The following is a 19,281-nucleotide window of genomic DNA, read 5'->3' on the forward strand; positions in this document are numbered from 1 at the left end:
AGGAGCACCCCATGGCCGCAACCCCCGACAATCGCCTTATCGTCGCCCTCGATCTGCCCCATGCGCTTGCTGGGCTCGACATGGCCGAACGTCTGGGCCCGCAGGTCGGCTTTTACAAGATCGGTCTGGGGATGCTTACCGGCGGCGGCCTTGCCTTGGCGAACGAGCTGAAGGCCGACCACGGAAAGCGCATTTTTCTGGATATGAAGCTCTTCGACATCGGCGCGACGGTCGAGGCCGCCGTTCGCGGCCTTGCGGCGTTCGATCTGGATTTTCTGACGGTGCATGGTGATCCTCATGTGGTGCGCGCCGCCTGCGAGGGCGCGGCGGGCAGCAACCTGAAAATTCTGGCCGTGACCATCCTGACATCGCTGGACCGGGCCGATCTGGACGCCGGGCTGATCGCTCCAGGCGACATCCCCGACCTGGTTGCCACCCGCGCCGCGCGCGCCTTTGAGGCGGGTGCCAGCGGCGTCATCGCCTCGCCGCAGGAGGCCGCGCTGATCCGCGCGCTGCCCGAGGCGGAGGGCCGGCTGATCGTCACGCCGGGCGTGCGCCCCGCGGGCAGCGCGCTCGGCGATCAAAAGCGCGTGGCGACACCGGCGGATGCGATAGGTGCGGGCGCCGATCACATCGTGGTCGGACGGCCCATATGCGCGGCGGATGATCCGGCGGCAGCCGCTGCGCAGATATTGGCCAGCCTGCCTTGAAAGCGGGCGACGCCCCAAAGAGATACGGGCCTTCGGCGAGGATATTTGCAGCAAGAAGAAGCCTGGGCGCTCTGGATGCCCGCGCCGCGCCCGTGATATGATGATCCATGCCCGCCTTTTGCCGAGATTGCACCAGCCCCAATGAGCCCGACCAGCGCCGCTGCGCTGTCTGCGGGCGCCCGCGTGTCGTGTCGCATCCCGAGCTGTTCGATCTGGGCATCGCGCATATGGATTGCGATGCCTTCTATGCCAGCGTCGAAAAGCGCGACAATCCCGCGCTGGAGGGCAAGCCGGTCATCATCGGCGGCGGGCGGCGCGGCGTGGTCTCCACCGCCTGCTACGTGGCGCGCATCCAGGGCGTCCGGTCGGCGATGCCGATGTTTCAGGCGCTCAAGCTCTGCCCCGATGCCGTGGTCATCAAGCCGCGGATGGAGGTTTACGCCGCCGTCTCGCGCCAGATCCGCGCCATGATGGAGGACCTGACCCCCGCGATCGAGCCCCTGTCGCTGGACGAGGCGTTTCTGGACCTGCGCGGCACCGCCCGCCTGCATGGCGCGCCGCCTGCCGTGATGCTGGCGCGGCTGGTGCAGCGGATGCGCGACGAGTTGGGCGTGACCGGCTCCATCGGGCTGAGCCATAACAAGTTTCTGGCCAAGATCGCGTCGGATCTGGACAAGCCGCGCGGCTTTTCCGTGATTGGCGAGGCGGAAACCGCCGATTTCCTGCGCGGCAAGTCGGTGCGCCTGATCTGGGGCGTCGGGCAGGCGATGCAGACCTCGCTGGAGGCGGCAGGGATCCGCACCTTTTCCGACCTGCTGCGCTGGGAGCGGACGGACCTGCACGCACGCTTCGGCGCGATGGGCGACCGGCTGTGGCATCTGGCGCGCGGGCAGGACCGGCGCCGCGTCGATGCCCGTAGCCCCGTCAAGTCGATCTCGAACGAGACGACATTTTTCGAGGATACCGGCGATCCGGACATTCTGGACGGGCATATCTGGCGGCTGGCCGAGAAGGTGTCGGACCGGGCCAAGGCGCGGCAACTGGCGGGGCGTGTCATCACGCTCAAGCTCAAGCGCGCGAATCACAGCAGCCTGACGCGCCGCCAATCGCTGCGCGATGCCAGCCAGATGGCCGACACGATCTATCGCACCGCGCGCGCCTTGATGGATGGCGCGGCGGGCGAGGCGCCGTTTCGCCTGATCGGGGTGGGCCTGTCGGATCTGGTGCCCGAAAGCGCGGCCGATCTGTCCGGCGATCTGCTGGATCCCGGCGCCGCGCGGCGCGGCGAGGCCGAGCGCGCCAGCGATGCAATCCGGCGGCGGTTTGGCGAGGGGGCCATCCTGAAGGGTCGTGCGCTGCGCTGACGGCGCCTTGGCGTGGCCTCAGGTCGCGGCAGGCCGGCTCATTCCGCGGCAAGCGGCATGGACGCCGCGCGCCCGATGGCCGCGATGCGGCCCACGACACCGTCCAGAAGCGCGCAGAACGCGGTGAAATCGGCGCTCGGGCGGACCTTTTTCTCGTCCATGTAAAGCGCGCGGTCAATCTCGATCTGGATCGCATGACGCCCCCGCGAGGGGCGGCCGTATGTCTGCGTGACATACGCGCCGGCAAAGGGCGTGTTGCGCGCGACGGTCAGGCCGGCCGCGGCGAAGGCCTGCTCGATCCCGTCGGTGATCTCGGGGGCGGATGACGCGCCGTAACGGTCGCCCAGCACCACGTCCGGCCGCCGCGCGCCGGGGCGCACGGTGCCATCCATCGCCTCGCGCGGCATCGAGTGGCAATCGATCAGGATCGCGCGGCCAAACAGCGTATGGGCGTGCTCCATCTCGGCGGCGAGGGCCGCGTGATAGGGCCGCCAGATCCGGTCAAGGCGGCGCTCTGCCTCGGCCAGCGGCAGCTTGCCGGTATGGATGGCGCGCCCGCCCGCCACGACACGCGGTATCACGCCCAGACCCGCGGCAACGCGGGGGTTGTGTCCGCTCTGGCGCACCCCGTCGATCAGCGCCGGGTCCAGCTCGTCCGCGCTGCGGTTCAGATCGACGAAGGCGCGCGGCGCCCCGGCCAGAAGCAAGGGCGCGCCATATCGCGGCGCTGCCGAAAACAGCTGATCGACGAACGCATCCTCGGAGCTGCGGATCGTCAGCGCGTCCAGCGGCGAGCCCTGCACGAACCACGCCGGATAGTCGCGTCCGCTATGGGGTGACGCGAACACGCAGCAGGTATCGCGGCGGTCGGGGTGGTGCAGATGAAAGGCGGCCTTGGGCATGCAATCTCCGGGCAGGTCGGACTAGGATAGACCAAAGTCCCACGTAATCAAAAGCCCCCTTGATCCCCCGCGCGACTCCTCTTATAGACCAGCGGACCGGCGCGGATTCTCGCGCCCCTTTCATATGAGGGGCGCCGTTGAAGTGGCGGTATTCATGGGCGATTAGCTCAGTGGTAGAGCACTTCGTTGACATCGAAGGGGTCACAAGTTCGAACCTTGTATCGCCCACCATGAATTCACTGGCGCCGCAGGCGGCGCCGCCCGTAACCCCAGGCGCTGGCCCGCGCCGCGACATGAAGAGGAAGAGAACGATGAAGGTTCGCAATTCGCTCCGCTCGCTCAAGAACCGGCACCGGGATTGCCGCGTCGTGCGCCGCAAAGGCCGCGTTTACGTGATCAACAAGACCCAGCGCCGCTTCAAGGCCCGTCAGGGCTAAGCAGCAGGCACCCGGCCGACCCGGCCGGATGAATGAAACCCCGCCTTGGAAGAGGCGGGGTTTTTTCGTGGCTCAATGGCCCTTTGAGCGCTGCGCTATCGCCTTGGACATCCAGACAAGCGATCCGGCGACAACGCCCCAGAACGCGCCGCTGACACCCAGCAACGTCATGCCACTGGCGGCGATCAGAAACGTCAGCGCGGGCGCTTCGAGCTGGGCGGGATTGCTGAACGCCGCCGAGATCGCGCCGACAAGCGCCGGGATCAGCGCAAGACCCGCCACCGCCGTGATCAGCGCCAGTGGCGCGAGGCTGGCCAATGTCGTCACGAGCGCCGCCGCGCAGGCCAGCAGGACATAGGCCACTCCCGACGTGACCGCCGCCCAATAGCGGATCGCCGGATCGCGCCCCGCATCCTCGCCCGCCATCATCGACGCGGTTATCGCCGACATGTTGACCGGGATCGAGCCGAAGGGCGCAACCGCGAGGCTGACAAGGCCGGTATTGCGGATCAGGGGCTGACGCTCGACCGGATAGCCGTTCAGTTCCAGCACGGCAAAACCGGGGATGTTCTGCCCCGCCATCGTGACCAGATAAAGCGGCAGGGCGATGGAGAAAAACGACTGGACCGTGAAGATCGGCGCGACGGGGGCAAACGCCGGAAGCCATGCGCCGCCCGCCTGAAGCCCGCCGCCCGAGGTATCGACCGCCAGATAAAGCACCGCGAGAAAGGCAATCACCGCCAAGGGCATCGCGGCCATGCGTCGCCAGGTCAATCCGGCCAGCCACGCCACCAGCACCGGCAGCACCAGCAGGGGGATTGTGCCCAGCGCCAGCGCCGGGGCCAAGCACAGCTTGAGCAGGACGCCCGCCAGCAGGCCGTTCGCTATGGGCTTGGGAATGGCGGCAACGATGCGGCCAAGCGCCGGAATGAACCCGGTCAGAACGATCAGCACCGCGCAATAGATCATCGCGCCGACGGCCTCGCCAAACCCGCCGGGCAGCGCCGCCGTCGCGGCAAGAAACGCGGCCCCCGGCGTGGACCATGCGACCGCCGCGGGAATGCGCGTCATCGCAGGCAACCAGATGCTGCAGATCCCCATGGCGATCGTCGCGAAAAACAGGCCCGTTGCCGCCTGCGCATCGGTGGCACCCATCGCGGTCAGCCCGGCCAGCACAATGGCAAAGGAGGCCGAATAGCCCACGAAAGCGGCCAGAAGCCCCATGGAGATCGCAGGAATCGGCAGGTTGCGGATCATCGTGCAGGGCGTCCTTGCATTGCTTTTTCGCGAACCTTGCAGAAAGCCGCCGCATCCGCCAGAGCCGTCGCAGGCAAACCCGTGTGCGGCGGCATCACGCGGCGCGAAAGGGTGGCGACGGGCGTGCATCGCTCCGCCCTTGCAGGCGCTGCTCAAAGTGGCTTAGCTGGCGGCGCGGAAACAGGGGCAGCACATGACGCACACGCGCAGGATCATCGTTATCGGGGCCGGGATCTGCGGGCTGTCCGCCGCGATCTGGCTGCGCCGTGCGGGCCATGACGTGACCCTGATCGACAAGGACGGGCCGGGCGCGGGCGCGTCCTATGGCAACGCCGGGCTGCTTGCCGAATGGGGCATCGTGCCGATCAGCGGGCCGGGGATCGCGTGGACGGGGCTGAAATACATGGTCTCGCGCGATGCGCCGCTGTCGCTGCAATACTCGCAAATGGCGCGCCTTGCGCCGTGGCTGGTGCAGTTTCTGCGCAACTCGGGCGATGCGCGCACGCGCGAGATATCGGCCGCGCTGTCGCACCTGCTGAACGACAGCGTCGATCAGCACCGCGCGCTGACGCGCGGCACGCGGGCCGAGCGGTGGATCGCCTCCAGCGATTTCGGCTGGGCCTATGCGGACCGCGCCGCCTATCAGGCCGACGCCTACACCTGGGAGCTGCGGCGCATCGCGGGCTATGTGCCGGAGGTGATCGAAGGCCCCGCGGTGCAGGAGATCGAGCCAATGCTGGGCCCCTCCACCAGCTGCCTTGTGCGGCTGAAGGGGCACGGCCATATCACCAATCCGGGCGCCTACATGGCCGATCTGGCGCAAGTGCTGACGGACGAGGGCGGCACCCTGCGCCGCGCCGAGATGCGCGATGTGACCATGCAGGACGGGCGCATCACGCAGGTGCTGACCGATCAGGGCGCCCTGCCCTGCGACGCCGCCGTTCTGGCCGCCGGCATCTGGTCCGAGCCACTCGCGCGCAAGCTGGGCGTGCGCGTGCCGCTGGTGGCCGAGCGGGGATTTCACCTGGAATTCAAGAACCCGTCGCAGAAGCCGAACATGCCGCTGATGATGACCAAGGGAAAATTCGCGGTAAACCCGATGGAGCAGGGCCTGCGCTGCGCCGGCATGGTCGAGCTGGGCGGCACCTCGCCCAGGATCACACGCGGGCCGCTTGCGCTGCTGCGGCGCAACGTGGCCAAGATGTTTCCCGATCTGACCTATGACAGCGTCGAGGAGTGGATGGGTTATCGCCCCTCCACCCCCGACGCGCTGCCGCTGATCGGCCAGATGGGCGCCAGCGGCGTCTTTGCCGCATTCGGCCACCAGCATATCGGGCTGACCGGCGGGCCGAAAACCGGACGCTGGGTGGCGGACATGATCGGCGGGCGCGGCAATGCGAATCTGGAGGCGTTCGACGCCAACAGGTTCGAATAGCCGCCCGAAGAGTTTCGCCTCTCGCGGGTGGCTCAGGTTAAAGGCGAAACGCTTTAGAGCATCTGCCGCAGGCGCGCCATCCGGTCCGCAACCTGCCCCTTGAGGAAATCATTGTTCAACGCGCCATCCTCGCCAAATTCTTTTGGCGCCGCCGCGACCAGAATCAGCGGGCCGTGAACCACGTTCACCTGCAGCTGGGTCAGTATGGATTGGGTCATGAAATGCCCGGTCTCGCCCCCGGTCCGCCCGCCTGCGGCGGAGAGAATGACGGCGATCTTGTCCTTCAGAACCGGCGGTTTGCTGCGGCTGAGCCAGTCGATCGCGTTCTTCAAAACACCCGAGATGCCCTTGTTGTACTCCGGCGCGCCGATGATCAATGCATCGGCGCGGGCCACCTGGTCCACCAGCGTCTGGACCTTCGCCGGCACGCCTGCATCCTCCACGTCGCCATTGAACAGCGGCAGATCCAGATCGCCCTCGATCACCTCGGCCTCGCCAAAGGCGCGAACGGCTTCGGCAATCAGCATCCGGTTGTAGGACCCCTTTCGCAGGGATCCGGACATGGTCAGAAGGACGGGCGTGCTCATCGGTATTCCTTTCGTTTTGCTCCGGCCCTTAATTGCGGCTGAGGCGTGCAAAGGCAAGCCTGCGCGGCGCACAGAGACTGCGCTGCACCGCACGAAAAAACCCGGACCGCCGCTGGGGCGTCCGGGGAAGGTGGCCGTTTTCGGCAGAGGAAATCACCGCGCGCGCAGCCCTACCATTCGGCAGGCCCCTTGTCGGCAAAGGCATGAACCAGAAAGTCGATGAACGCGCGTACCTTCGGCTGGGTAAAGCGGCCGGGCGGATAGACGGCGTAAATGCCTTGGGTCTCTATCGGCAGGTCGGGAATGACATCCTCCACCAGCCCCTGCTCCATCGCCTTGGCGTAAAGAAAGCTGGGCAGATACGCGATGCCAAGCCCCGAAATCGCGGCATTCAGCAGCGATTGACCGTCATTCACCGACAGCCCGCCAGCCGTGCGCACCTGCCGCTTTTCGCCCGATGGCGCGGTCAGTTTCCAGACCGATCCGCCGGCCTGGCTGGAGTAATGCAGCAGCTTGTGTTCGTTCAGATCGTCAATCTTTGCGGGACGGCCATATTTGGCGATATAGCCGGGCGCGGCGATCATCCGCTTGGTCGTGTCGGTCAGTTTGCGCGCGCGCAGGGTGCTGTCCTCAAGCTCGCCAATGCGGATGGCCATGTCGAAGCCTTCGGAAATCAGCTCTACATAGCGGTTGTTCAGCACCATGTTGACGGTGATTTCGGGAAACTCGTCCAGAAACGTGCCCAGCACGGGGCTGAGATGATTGACGCCGAAATCGGTCGCCACGCTGATCCGCAGCAGGCCCGACGGGTCCGATTGCATGGAACTGACCAGCGCGTCCGCCTCGCCCGCGTCGTTCAGCACGCGCAGCGCGCGGTCGTAGTAAGCGAGCCCGATCTCCGTCGGACTGACGCGGCGCGTCGTGCGGTTCAGCAGCCGCGCGCCCAGCCGCGCCTCCAGCGACGACACGTGCTTGGACACGGCAGATTTGGAAATGCCCATCTTGCGCGCGGCGTCGGTAAAGCCGCCCTGATCCACCACGGTGGCGAACGCTTCCATCTCTGTCAGGCGATCCATTGAGCGCATCCTTCCGGCTATCTGTCAGCCGTCGGTATGCGGGCCAATTCAGGCACAATCGCGGCGCGGGTTCGACAATTGCGGGGTTTTGTCAGGGATCGTTCGCGGCATGGAAACGCCGCAAAGGGTCAGAACAGGCTGCCTTGATCCGGTTTGTCGCGGCGCGGTTTGGGCGCGGATTTCCTGGGGGCCGGGCCGGGCGCGGCGCCGCGGGCCTCCAGCCGCCCATCGGCGAATTCGATTTCCAGCGCACCAGCGCCCTTGGCTGCCTTGGCTGTCGTGACCAGATCGCCGCCCGCGCGCACCACGGCATAGCCGCGCTGCAGCGTGGCACGATAGCCCAGCGTCTCGCGCAAGCGATCGAGCGCGTCGATGCGCTGGCGCCATCCGGCGGTCTGGCGCGTGGCGGCGGCAGACAGGCGCGCCGCGCTGCGCTCCATTTCCGCACGCTTCGCCGCGATGCCGTCGCCGGGCGCGCGGGCGACGAGCCGCGCGGCCAGCCCGTCCAGCCGCTTGGCATCGTCGCGGGTGCGGCGCTGCAGCGCGCCGCCCATTCGCTCGGCCGCGCCGGTCAGGCGGCGTTTGTCGCCTTCGATCATCCGGCGCAGCACGCCGGGCCGCAGGGCGCCCCCCGCCTCGGACAGGGCGACGCGGCGCAGTTGAACGCCCCGGATCAGCGCGGCGGGCAGGCGGTCGCCCCAGACATCCAGCCGCTGGCGCGGGGTATCCAGAAGTGTCTCCACCCGTGGCAGGGCGCGCGCCAGATCGCGCAGCCGCTGGCCGCGCTGGGCAACACCGGTGCTAAGCGCGCGGATCAAACGCCCCTCCTGCCCGTCCAGCCATGCCAGCAGCTCCAGCCGCACGGGCACCGCCAGTTCCGCGGCGGCGGTGGGCGTTGGCGCTCGCCTGTCGGCGGCATGGTCGATCAGGGTCGTGTCCGTTTCATGCCCGACCGCGGAAATCAGGGGGATGTCGCTGGCCGCGGCGGCGCGCACGACCGACTCCTCGTTGAAGCCCCAGAGATCCTCGATACTGCCGCCGCCCCGCGCGACGATCAGCAGATCGGGCCGCGGCAGCGCGCCGCCGGGCGTCATGGCGTTGAAGCCCTCGATCGCGCGGGTGACTTCGGGCGCGCAGCGTTCGCCCTGCACGGCAACAGGCCAGATCAGCACCTTGCGCGGGAACCGGTCGCGCAGGCGGTGCAGGATATCGCGGATCACCGCCCCCGAGGGGGACGTCACGACACCGATAATTTCAGGCAGATAAGGCAGCGGCCGCTTGCGTGCAGGCGCGAACAGACCCTCCGCGGCCAGCGCCGCCTTGCGCTTCTCCAGCATCGCCATGAGCGCGCCCGCACCCGCCGGTTTGATATCCTCGATGACGATCTGATACCGTGATTGGCCGGGAAACGTGGTCAGGCGGCCGGTCGCGACCACCTCCATCCCCTCTTCGGGCATGACGGGCAGCTTGCCCGCGACCCCCTTCCAGATGATGCCGCTGATAACGGCACGGTCATCCTTCAGATCCAGGTAAAGATGCCCCGATTTGGGCCGCGAGACACGGCCAACCTCGCCGCGCACACGGACGCGGCCGAACTCGCCCTCGATGACGCGCTTGATCGCGCCCGAAAGGTCCGAGACGGAAAATTCGGGCGCGTTTTCGCCGGGGCTGGGATCATCGATAAGGTCAGACATGCGCTATCAATGCCCCATCCCGGCGCGCTTGAAAAGGTCGGCTATGCGGCGCGCGAGGTATGCTTGCCCTCGGCGATCTCCTCGATCAGCTTGTCGCAGAACGCGGGCAGATCATCGGGGTTGCGACTGGTGACAAGGCCCTTGTCGGTGACGACCTCCTTGTCGTGCCAGTTCGCGCCGGCATTCTCCACATCCGTGCGGATCGAATGATAGGACGTCATGTCACGCCCCTTGGCGATGCCCGCCTCGATCAGCAGCCACGGCGCATGGCAGATGGCGCCAATCGGCTTCTTCGCGTCCCAGAAGGCGCGGACGAATTCGACCGCGTCCTTGTTTGCGCGCAGCAGATCGGGGTTGATCTGCCCCCCGGGCAGCATCAGCGCGTCATAATCGGCGGATTTCACCGCATCGAGCGTGTGATCAACCTTGACCTTCGAGCCCCAGTCATCGCCGGACCACCCGCGGATCTCGCCGCCTTCGGGCGCGATGATGTGAACGGTCGCGCCCGCGTCCTTGAGCGCCTTCAGCGGCTCTTCCAGCTCGGATTGCTCGAAGCCGTTGGTTGCCAGAATGGCGACTTTGCGGTCTGAAATATCAGCCATTTGTCTTTCCTTTCTTGTCTGGATGTCCATTGCTGCCTCAACGCATGTGCGCGCCACGCGTTCCATCGCCGCCCGCTTGCCTGCGCGGCACCTTGGCCCTATTGAGTGCGCGCAGGCGCAGATGATGGGAGAGCGGCATGAACATATTGATCCTCGGCGGTGGCGGGCGCGAACACAGCCTTGCATGGGCCGTTCTGCAAAACCCCAAATGCGACCGCCTGATCGTGGCGCCCGGCAATGCCGGGATCGCGCAGATCGCCGAATGCGCGACGACGCTGGACATCATGAGCCCCGGCGCGGTCGCCACCTTCGCCGAGCAGGAGGCGATTGATTTCGTCATCATCGGCCCCGAAGCGCCATTGGCCGCCGGTGTCGCCGACCGCCTGCGCGAGGTCGGCGTGCTGACCTTCGGGCCGTCGAAGGACGCGGCGCAGCTGGAGGCGTCGAAAAGCTTTACCAAGGCCGTCTGCGATGCCTGCGGCGCGCCCACCGCCGCCTACGGGCATTTCACCGATGCCGCCGCGGCGAAAGACCATGTCACGGCCCAAGGCGCGCCGATCGTGGTCAAGGCCGATGGCCTTGCCGCCGGCAAGGGCGTCATCATCGCCGAGACGGTGCAGGAGGCGCATGACGCGATCGACGACATGTTCGGCGGTGCCTTTGGCGGGGCCGGCGCCGAAGTGGTGATCGAGGAGTTCATGCAGGGCGAGGAAGCGTCGCTTTTCGTGCTCTGCGACGGCGAGAATATCCTGTCCATCGGCACCGCGCAGGATCACAAGCGCGTGGGCGAGGGCGACACCGGGCCCAACACGGGCGGCATGGGCGCCTATTCGCCCGCGCCGGTGGTCACGCCCGAGATCGAGGCGCGCGCGATGGACCAGATCATCCGGCCGACGATTGCCGAAATGGCCCGACGCGGGATGCCGTTTCAAGGCGTGCTCTATGTAGGGCTGATGATCGAGAACGGCCAGCCGCGCCTGGTGGAATACAACGTGCGCTTCGGCGATCCCGAAGCGCAGGTGTTGATGATGCGCCTCGGCGCGCAGGCGCTGGACCTGATGCATGCCGCCGCCGAGGGGCGGCTGGACAAGGCGGGCGTGACCTGGGCAGAGGACCACGCGCTCTGCGTTGTCATGGCCGCGAAGGGCTATCCCGGCAACTATGAAAAGGGCAGCGTCATCGAGGGGCTGGACGATTGCGCCGCCGACAGCTGGAACATGGTGTTCCACGCCGGAACCGCCACCAGGGATGGCAGGATCACCGCCGCCGGCGGGCGCGTCCTGACCGTGACGGCGCGGGGCGCCAGCCTGCGCGAGGCGGCGGACCGGGCCTATGCCACGGTGGACCGCATCGACTGGCCCGAGGGCTTCTGCCGCCGCGATATCGGCTGGCGCGCGCTGTGATCATCCGCGACAAGCCGGGGCTGCTGCAATTGCTGTTCTCGGTGCGCGGCTCGGTCCTGCCCAAGATCCTGCCGCGCGTGGCGTTCGTGACCGCCTTTGCCGCCGGGCTGGTCTGGGTGGACCTGAACGTGCTGCGGCTGCCCCATACCAATGCCGCGCCCTTCGCGGTCTTCGGCATCGCATTGTCGCTGTTTCTGGGCTTTCGCAACAACGCCGCGCATGACCGGTGGTGGGAGGGGCGCAAACTGTGGGGCAAGCTTATTGCCGACATGCGCAGCCTTGCCCGCGACGCCGAGATCTTCGTGCCCGACCGCGCGGACCGGCACCGCCTGCTGACCCTTGCGCTGGGCTTCATTCATGCGCACCGGCTGAACCTGCGGCAACTGCCGTCCAGGGCGGCCCCTGCCAACTGGCTGAGCGAGGGCGATCTGAAGACGCCGCATCCGCCCTGCACCAAGCTGAACCAGATGACCGAAGTGGTCGCCGCCGCCGCGCCCGACGGGTTCGCCCGCCGCGCGCTGGCCGAGCGGATCGGCTCCATCGCGCTGGCGCAGGCCGGGTGCGAGCGGATCGCGACAACACCGCTTCCTTATGTCTATTCTCTGCTGATCTTTCGCACGACATATCTCTATTGCGGGCTGATCCCGTTCGGCCTGATGGACACGGCGGGCTGGCTGACGCCGGTCTTCGTGGCGATCATGGCCTATATCTTCATCGGCCTCGCCGAAGTGACCGAAGAGCTGGCCCATCCGTTCGGCGAGACGGTCAATGGCCTGCCGCTGGACGCGATGTGCCGCACGATCGAGATCAGCCTGGCGCCGCATCTGGACATGCCGACGCCCGCGCCGCTCAAGGCGGATCGGTTCTATCTAAGCTGAACGGGTGCCGCGCGGCGCCGGTCGCCACGGGCGCGCCAATGGCCGCACGCGGCGGGCGGCCGGAGGCAAGGGGCGCAGCAGCAGACGCCGCGCCCCCCGCAGGTCAGATCTGCTTTTCGGGCATCTGCACGACAAGGCCATCCAGATCGTCCGTGACCTTCAACTGGCAGGTCAGGCGCGAGCGTTCGGGATCGGGCTCATACGCGAAATCGAGCATGTCCTCCTCCATGTCGTCCTTGGCGGGCAGTTTTTCGACCCAGGCCGCATCGACATAGACATGGCAGGTCGAGCAAGCGCAGGCGCCGCCGCAATCGGCCTCGATGCCGGGAATGTTGTTGTCGCGCGCGCCTTCCATCACGGTCAGGCCAGTGGGCACTTCGACCTCATGCTTGGTCCCGTTATGCTCGATATAGGTGATCTTTGCCATGATCGCAGACTCCCGTTTCTGGCGTTTCACGGTTGTTAGCCCTCCCAAAGCGGCCAAACCAGCCGAATCTGGTCAAAGCGCGGAAAAGAGTTGCGCAAACAGGCCTGCGTTCAGATTTTGTTCACCCCGAAAGGCCGCAAAACGGCCGCGCAGCTGCCGGTTTCGGCGCCGCGGCTATTTCTCGAACAATCGCGCGGCGTCGAAAATGCTGTCCAGCCGCTCATAGCGTTCGCGCGTCTCGGGCCAGTTGGCCTCCTGCACGGCGGCGATCAGCGCCTCCAGCAGCATCATCGTCGAGGTGTTGCTGTCCCAGGCCGACGGGATCTGCGTCCAGCAATGGAACGTGTGCGCTGCATGGGTGGCGGCGGGGCTGGCCCATTGATCGGTGATCAGGATGACGCGCACGCCCCGCGCTGTCGCCAGCTCGGCAAGGCGCAGCAGGTTCGTCTCGTAGCGGCGCATGTCGAACAGCAGCAGGACGTCGCCCTCCTCCATGTCCAGCACGTAATGCGGCCACGTCGCCGAGCTGGAGGTCATGTGGGTGATGCGCCGCCGCACGGCCTGAAAATGGGTAAAGGCATAATCGGCCAGCGCGCGGCTGATGCGCCCGCCCACCACGTAAAGCCGCCGGTCGGTATCGGCCAGCAGCTGCGTGGCACTGTCGAACTGCGCACTGTCCACATTGGCCAGCGTCTGCTGGATATTATCGCCGATCGCCGTGGCAAAGCGGTTCAGCAGGTGCGATTCGGGCACGTCGCTGGCCCAGCGGTCGCGCCGCTGCGTGGGGCCGGACGCCTTGGCCTCCAGCTCGGCCAGAAGCGCCTGCTGGAACTGCGGATAGCCCTTGAAGCCCAGCTTCTGCACCAGCCGCGCCAGCGTCGGCGTGGACACCTCGGCATTGGCCGCCGCAATGGTGATCGAGGTCAGCCCCGCCGCCGGGTAATTGTCCAGAAGGGCCTGCGCGAACTTGCGTTCGGACTGGGTCAGCGCGGCGTAATGCGCGCGGATCGCCTCGCGCACGGTCTGGCGGCCGGTCTGCCCGCGCGGCTGCGGGCCTTCTGGGGAGGGCAGGTTCATCGGCAAATCCTGAAACTCTTTGAAAAGATATTGACAGAATTTGCGCGGCGTGGAAACATTTTTCCAAACAAGGGAGAGGGCGTGATGCCGGATCAGCCACAGTCAGGTCCAGTGGTCGAGGTTGTCGGCACGAATGCCACCGGCGCCGCGCTGATCCTGTGCGAGCATGCGGCGCATGACATCCCCGCGCGCTACGCCGGTCTGGGCCTGACGCCGGAGGCGGCGATCAGCCATGCGGCGTGGGATCCCGGCGCGCGCAATCTGGCGCTGCATCTGGTGCAATGTCTGGATGGCACGCTGATTGCCAGCAGGGTGTCGCGGCTGGTCTATGACTGCAACCGCCCGCCCGAGGCCGCGTCCGCCATGCCCGAAAAATCCGAACTGATCGACGTGCCCGGCAATACCGGGCTGACAGGGGCCCAGCGCACCGAGCGGGCCGAGAGCGTCTACCACCCTTTCTGCAACGCCGTGACAGCCGCGATAGACGCCCGCGAGGCGCGCGCGCAGCCGACGGCGCTGATTACCGTGCACAGCTTTACGCCCGTCTATTACGGCGTCCGGCGCGAGACCGAGATCGGCATCCTGCATGACGACGATACCGCGCTGGCCGACGCGATGCTGAAAGGCGCCGAAAAGCTGCCGCACCGCGTTATCCACCGCAACAGGCCCTACGGTCCCGAGGATGGCGTCACCCATTCGCTGCAACGGCACGGGCTGGCGCATGGGCTGCCGAACGTGATGATCGAGGTGCGCAACGACCTGCTGCAAACGCCCGAGGACATTGCCCGGATCGGCGACGAGCTGTGCGCGATGATCGCGCCCGCGATCATTCATCTGGGCCTTCAGGAACAGGGGACGAGCCATGCCTAAGATCATTCGCGGCTTCGTGCGCGGGGTCGATGCGATGAACTATTTCATCGGCCGTTTCGCGATGTATCTCATCTTTGCGCTGATCGGCGTGCTGATGTGGTCGTCGGTGTCCAAGACGTTTTTCGAGCCGACGCTCTGGACGCTGGAGATGGCGCAATTCATCATGGTCGCCTTTTACGTGCTGGGCGGCCCTTACGCGGTCCAGATGGGATCAAACGTGCGGATGGACCTGTTCTATGGCACCTGGTCCGTCCGGCAAAAGGCGTGGATGGACGCGTTCACCGTGCTGTTCCTGATGTTCTATCTTGGTGTCCTGCTCTACGGCGCGATCGGGTCCACCGCCTATTCGCTGGGCCATTTCACCGGCGAGCCGTTTGCCTTTTTCTGGGATCTGGGCGTGACCCTCGTGACCGAGGGCCCGGCGGCGGCCAAGGACAAGATGGGTTTCATCGAGCGCAGCCCGACCGCGTGGCGGCCCTATATCTGGCCGGTCAAGACGATCATGATCCTCGGCGTCACCTTGATGCTGCTGCAAGTCACCGCTGAATTTTTCCGCGATATCGGCCGCATTCGCGGGGTGGAGCTCTGATGCCATATGAAATGATCGCCATCCTGATGTTCAGCTCGATGATGCTGATGCTGCTGACGGGTCAGCGGGTGTTCGGCGCCATCGGCTTTGTCGCCGCGGCCGGGGGCATGCTGCTGTGGGGCACGGGCGGGGCGGACATGCCGTTTTCCGCCGCGATGAAGCTGATGAAGTGGTATCCGCTGCTGACGCTGCCGATGTTCATCTTCATGGGCTACGTGCTGTCGGAATCGCGGATTGCCGACGATCTGTACAAGATGTTTCACGTCTGGATGGGGCCGGTGCGCGGGGGCCTTGCCATCGGCACGATCGGCCTGATGGTGCTGATTTCGGCCATGAACGGTCTGAGCGTGGCCGGCATGGCCATCGGCGCCACCATCGCGCTGCCCGAACTGCTGAAACGCGGCTATGACAAGATCATGGTGACGGGCGTCATCCAGGCGGGATCGAGCCTTGGCATCCTTGTGCCGCCATCGGTGGTGCTGGTTCTTTATGCGATGATCGCGCGGCAGCCGGTGGGCCAGCTGTGGCTGGCGGGCGTGATCCCCGGCCTGATGATGGCGGTGATGTTCATCATCTATATCTATGTGCGCTGCCGGATGCAGCCCGAACTGGGCCCGCCCCTGCCCCCCGAAGAGCGCAATGTCAGCACGCGCGAGAAGATGCGCCTGTTGTCGGCGGGGCTGCTGCCGCTGATCATCTTCGCGGTGATGATGGTGCCCTTCGTCAAGGGCTGGACCTCGCTGGTCGAAAGCAGCGCCATCGGCGCCATGGCGGCTTTTGTCGCCGCCGTCCTGAAGGGGCGCATGACGCGCGAGGTGTTCGAGAATTCGGTCCGCAACACGCTGGGCATCTCCTGCATGTTCATGTGGATCATCCTTGCCGCGCTGGGCTTTGGCGCCATTTTCGACGGGCTGGGCGCGGTCAAGGCGATCTCGGACCTGTTCACCGCGCAATGGGGCCTGGACCCGTGGGTCATCCTGATCCTGATGCAGCTCAGCTTCATCGTGATGGGCACGTTTCTGGACGATACCGCGATGCTGGTGATCGTCGCGCCGCTTTACGTGCCGCTGGTGGGCGATCTGGGGTTTGATCTGGTATGGTATGGCGTGCTTTATACGATCACGTGCCAGATCGCCTATATGACGCCGCCATTCGGCTATAACCTGTTCCTGATGCGCGCCATGGCGCCGCCGGAAATTTCGATCAGGGACATCTACCGCTCGATCATTCCGTTCGTGGCGGTGATGGTGGCGGCGCTGGCGGCTGTCATGGCCTTCCCGCAGATTGCCCTGTGGCTGCCCGATCTGATCTATAAGTGACGACATAAGAACTCCGTTCAGGAGCGTTCGAGCAAGAAGTGAACCAACAAGGAGAGAGAAGATGACAACACGCAGAAAGTTCCTGGCCTCCGCCGGTCTCGGCACGGCGGCCACCGCACTGGGCGCACCGGCCATCGTGCGCGCGCAGGCGCCGATCAAATGGCGCATGCAGACTTATGCCGGCGCCGCGCTGGGCGCGGAGGTGACGAAACCGGCCGTCGATTACATCAACGCCGCCGCCAATGGCGAGATGGAGATCGAGCTGTTCTATGCCGACCAGATCGTCCCCACCGGCGAGCTGTTCCAGGCGCTTCAGCGCGGCACCATCGACGCGGTGCATTCGGATGACGATTCCATGGCCTCGCCCACGCCGCTGCAGCGCTTTGGCGGGTATTTCCCGCTGGCGACCAAGCATATCCTGGACGTGCCGGTGCTGTTCAACCAGTACGGCCTGGCCGATATCTGGCGCGAGGAATACGAGAAGGTCGGCGTCACGTGGCTGTCGGCCGCGGGTCAGGATCCGTGCAACTTCAACACGACCAAGGAAATCACGTCGCTGGAGGATCTGGACGGGCTGAAGCTCTATACCTTCCCGACGGCGGGGCGCTTCCTGTCACAATTCGGCGTCGTGCCCGTGTCAATTCCCTACGAGGATGCCGAAGTGGCCGTACAGACCGGCGAGCTGGACGGCATGGCGTGGTCCGGCATCACCGAGGATTACACGGTGGGCTGGGCGGACGTCACCGATTACTTCCTGACCAACAACATCTCGGGTGCGTGGATCGGTTCGCATTTTGTCAACCCGCAGCGCTGGGCCGACCTGCCCGAGCACCTCAAGCAGCTGGTGATGGCCGGCATCGAGGCGGGCCATACCTATCGCGACCAGTGGTACTGGGGCGGCGAGGCGCGCCTGCGCGCGCAGGGTGACAAGCTGAAGCTGCGCACGATCCCGCAAAAGGAATGGAAGACGGTCGAGGATGCCGCGCTGACGTTCTGGGACGAGATCGCCGAAGAGGGCGAGGTGCACGCCAAGGTCGTCAAGATCTTCCGCGATTACAACGAGGTGATCGGCAACGCAGGCCCCCCCTACACCTTCGAGTGATCCCGCGCTACTGATGGGCGGCCCCGGCAGCGCGCCGGGGCCGATCCCGCCCCCGAACACCCCCCAAAGTTTTCCCTCCGAGGTGCCACATGCCCGCCCAGACCCCCGCGCTTAGCTTTGACGATCTGAAGAAACAGGTGAAGGACGGCCGCATCGACACCGTGCTGGTCTGCTTTGTGGACATGCAAGGGCGGATGATGGGCAAGCGGTTCCATGCCAAGCACTTCATCGACGGCGCCTACAAGGAAACGCATTGCTGCAACTACCTGCTGGCCACCGATCTGGAGATGGACACACCCGACGGCTATGCCAGCACCGGCTGGGAGACGGGCTATGGCGATTACGTCATGGCGCCCGATCTGGACACGCTGCGCCCGATGCCGTGGCTGGAAGGCACCGTCGTGGTGCTGTGCGACGTGCTGGACCACCACACGCACGAGCCGGTGCCCCATTCCCCGCGCGCGATGCTGAAAAAGCAGCTGGCGCGACTGGCAAAGATGGGCTTCACCGCCATGATGGCGACCGAGCTGGAGTTCTTCCTTTTCGAGAAAAGCTATGACGAGATCCGCAAGGACGGCTATCGCGACCTGGCGCCGATTTCGGGCTATAACGAGGATTACAACATCTTCCAGACCACCAAGGAAGAGCATGTGATGCGCCCCTTGCGCAACCACCTATGGGATGCCGGCCTGCCGATCGAGTGCACCAAGGGCGAGGCCGAGGCAGGTCAGGAGGAGCTGAACATAAAATACGCCGCCGCGCTGGATACGGCCGATTACCACACCATCGCCAAGCATGCGGTCAAGGAAATCGCATGGCAGCAAGGCCACGCCGCCAGCTTCCTGCCCAAATGGAACAAGGACCGCGTCGGCAGCTCCAGCCACGTGCATCAATCGCTGTGGAAGGACGGGCAGAACGTGTTCTACGACGCGGATGCCGATATGGGCATGTCGCCGCTGATGGCGCATTACATGGCCGGAATGCTGAAATACGCGCCCGACTATACCTATTTCCTGGCGCCCTACATCAACAGCTACAAGCGCTTCATGAAGGGCACATTCGCCCCGACACGCACCATCTGGTCCGTGGACAACCGCACCGCTGGCTTTCGCCTGTGCGGCGAGGGCACCAAGGCCGTGCGCGTCGAATGCCGCGTTGGCGGCTCGGACATAAACCCGTACCTCGCGATGGCCGTGCAGCTGGCCGCCGGGATCGCCGGGATCGAGGAAAAGCTGAAGCTGGACCCGCCTTTCACGGGCGATGCCTATTCCGGCGACGAGGGCATGATCCCGACCAATTTGCGTGATGCCTATGTGGCGCTCAAGGGCTCGGACATGCTGCGCGCGGCACTGGGCGATGATGTGGTCGATCACTATGCCCGCGCGGCCGAGGTCGAGATCGAGGATTTCGAAGCCGCCGTCACCGATTACGAGATCGCCCGCGGCTTCGAGCGGTGCTGACCCGCCGGCCGCTGCGCTGACTGAACGCGCCGGAGCCTCCGGCGGGGATATTTGGGGCAAGAAGAATGACCGGCCCCTGCGACAAATGGATA

19 protein-coding genes and 1 tRNA gene are annotated in these 19,281 nt (G+C 65.8%); 12 read left to right on the plus strand and 8 right to left on the minus strand.

Going from position 1 to position 19,281, the window contains the following annotated elements; genetic code table 11:
• The first annotated feature begins 11 nt into the window (after positions 1–11).
• Together pyrF and DC366_RS06455 are read left to right on the plus strand one after the other, a co-directional pair.
• A complete protein-coding gene (pyrF, locus tag DC366_RS06450) occupies positions 12–710 on the plus strand; it encodes an orotidine-5'-phosphate decarboxylase (RefSeq protein ID WP_108691404.1) in 699 nt (232 codons plus the stop codon).
• 107 nt (positions 711–817) lie between these two features.
• A complete protein-coding gene (locus DC366_RS06455) occupies positions 818–2,074 on the plus strand; it encodes a DNA polymerase IV (protein ID WP_108691405.1) in 1,257 nt (418 codons plus the stop codon).
• Positions 2,075–2,112: 38 nt separating this feature from the next.
• Here the strand turns inward: DC366_RS06455 and DC366_RS06460 are convergent, their stop codons facing one another.
• The gene (locus DC366_RS06460) at positions 2,113–2,976 is read right to left on the minus strand and encodes an N-formylglutamate amidohydrolase (protein ID WP_108691406.1); all 864 of its coding nucleotides are present in this window, start codon (positions 2,974–2,976) and stop codon (positions 2,113–2,115) included.
• A 156-nt stretch (positions 2,977–3,132) separates the two neighbouring features.
• On the opposite strand from DC366_RS06460, the gene DC366_RS06465 reads away from it, so the two are divergent.
• Positions 3,133–3,207: transfer RNA gene (locus tag DC366_RS06465), tRNA-Val, on the plus strand.
• 80 nt (positions 3,208–3,287) lie between these two features.
• Complete coding sequence (gene ykgO / locus DC366_RS06470) at positions 3,288–3,413, plus strand: type B 50S ribosomal protein L36 (protein ID WP_005850168.1); 126 nt, start codon at positions 3,288–3,290, stop codon at positions 3,411–3,413.
• Between the two features lie 72 nt (positions 3,414–3,485).
• Here ykgO and DC366_RS06475 read toward each other — a convergent pair whose 3' ends face one another.
• A complete protein-coding gene (locus tag DC366_RS06475) occupies positions 3,486–4,670 on the minus strand; it encodes a benzoate/H(+) symporter BenE family transporter (RefSeq protein WP_108691407.1) in 1,185 nt (394 codons plus the stop codon).
• Between the two features lie 193 nt (positions 4,671–4,863).
• Here DC366_RS06475 and DC366_RS06480 point away from each other — a divergent pair, with 193 nt between their 5' ends.
• On the plus strand, positions 4,864–6,105 hold the full coding sequence (locus DC366_RS06480; RefSeq protein WP_108691408.1) for an NAD(P)/FAD-dependent oxidoreductase: 1,242 nt from the start codon (positions 4,864–4,866) through the stop codon (positions 6,103–6,105).
• A gap of 53 nt (positions 6,106–6,158) precedes the next feature.
• On the opposite strand, the gene DC366_RS06485 is transcribed toward DC366_RS06480, so the two are convergent.
• The 4 genes from DC366_RS06485 to DC366_RS06500 form a co-directional block, all read right to left on the minus strand.
• On the minus strand, positions 6,159–6,692 hold the full coding sequence (locus tag DC366_RS06485; protein WP_108691409.1) for an NADPH-dependent FMN reductase: 534 nt from the start codon (positions 6,690–6,692) through the stop codon (positions 6,159–6,161).
• A 170-nt stretch (positions 6,693–6,862) separates the two neighbouring features.
• Entirely contained in the window at positions 6,863–7,768 is a 906-nt protein-coding gene (locus tag DC366_RS06490) for a LysR family transcriptional regulator (protein WP_108691410.1), read from the minus strand.
• A gap of 128 nt (positions 7,769–7,896) precedes the next feature.
• On the minus strand, positions 7,897–9,462 hold the full coding sequence (gene xseA, locus DC366_RS06495) for an exodeoxyribonuclease VII large subunit (RefSeq protein WP_108691411.1): 1,566 nt from the start codon (positions 9,460–9,462) through the stop codon (positions 7,897–7,899).
• A 41-nt stretch (positions 9,463–9,503) separates the two neighbouring features.
• The gene (locus DC366_RS06500) at positions 9,504–10,064 is read right to left on the minus strand and encodes a type 1 glutamine amidotransferase domain-containing protein (protein ID WP_108691412.1); all 561 of its coding nucleotides are present in this window, start codon (positions 10,062–10,064) and stop codon (positions 9,504–9,506) included.
• 137 nt (positions 10,065–10,201) lie between these two features.
• Between DC366_RS06500 and purD the strand changes: the two genes are divergently transcribed.
• A complete protein-coding gene (gene purD / locus DC366_RS06505) occupies positions 10,202–11,467 on the plus strand; it encodes a phosphoribosylamine--glycine ligase (protein WP_108691413.1) in 1,266 nt (421 codons plus the stop codon).
• Positions 11,464–12,345 (plus strand): bestrophin family protein, encoded by an 882-nt coding sequence (locus DC366_RS06510; RefSeq protein WP_108691414.1) that lies wholly within the window; start codon positions 11,464–11,466, stop codon positions 12,343–12,345. The genes purD and DC366_RS06510 overlap by 4 nt, the downstream gene beginning before the upstream one ends.
• A gap of 103 nt (positions 12,346–12,448) precedes the next feature.
• On the opposite strand, the gene DC366_RS06515 is transcribed toward DC366_RS06510, so the two are convergent.
• Entirely contained in the window at positions 12,449–12,772 is a 324-nt protein-coding gene (locus DC366_RS06515; protein WP_108691701.1) for a 2Fe-2S iron-sulfur cluster-binding protein, read from the minus strand.
• A gap of 174 nt (positions 12,773–12,946) precedes the next feature.
• Positions 12,947–13,849 carry a MurR/RpiR family transcriptional regulator gene (locus DC366_RS06520; protein WP_108691415.1) on the minus strand — a complete coding sequence of 301 codons (903 nt, stop codon included), beginning with the start codon at positions 13,847–13,849 and terminating at the stop codon, positions 12,947–12,949.
• A gap of 84 nt (positions 13,850–13,933) precedes the next feature.
• Here DC366_RS06520 and DC366_RS06525 point away from each other — a divergent pair, with 84 nt between their 5' ends.
• The 5 genes from DC366_RS06525 (at position 13,934) to DC366_RS06545 (ending at position 19,189) form a co-directional block, all read left to right on the plus strand.
• Positions 13,934–14,719, plus strand: coding sequence for an N-formylglutamate amidohydrolase (locus tag DC366_RS06525; RefSeq protein WP_108691702.1), 786 nt, complete (start codon positions 13,934–13,936; stop codon positions 14,717–14,719).
• On the plus strand, positions 14,712–15,308 hold the full coding sequence (locus DC366_RS06530) for a TRAP transporter small permease subunit (RefSeq protein ID WP_108691416.1): 597 nt from the start codon (positions 14,712–14,714) through the stop codon (positions 15,306–15,308). Before DC366_RS06525 ends, DC366_RS06530 begins: the two co-directional genes overlap by 8 nt.
• Complete coding sequence (locus DC366_RS06535; protein WP_108691417.1) at positions 15,308–16,627, plus strand: TRAP transporter large permease; 1,320 nt, start codon at positions 15,308–15,310, stop codon at positions 16,625–16,627. The genes DC366_RS06530 and DC366_RS06535 overlap by 1 nt, the downstream gene beginning before the upstream one ends.
• A 61-nt stretch (positions 16,628–16,688) precedes the next feature.
• Positions 16,689–17,729, plus strand: a complete 1,041-nt coding sequence (locus tag DC366_RS06540) for a TRAP transporter substrate-binding protein (protein WP_108691418.1) — start codon at positions 16,689–16,691, stop codon at positions 17,727–17,729.
• 89 nt (positions 17,730–17,818) lie between these two features.
• On the plus strand, positions 17,819–19,189 hold the full coding sequence (locus DC366_RS06545) for a glutamine synthetase family protein (protein ID WP_108691419.1): 1,371 nt from the start codon (positions 17,819–17,821) through the stop codon (positions 19,187–19,189).
• The last annotated feature ends 92 nt before the right edge of the window (positions 19,190–19,281 follow it).

It is taken from the genome of Pelagivirga sediminicola, from assembly GCF_003072125.1.
In the GTDB taxonomy this organism is placed as follows: domain Bacteria; phylum Pseudomonadota; class Alphaproteobacteria; order Rhodobacterales; family Rhodobacteraceae; genus Roseovarius; species Roseovarius sediminicola.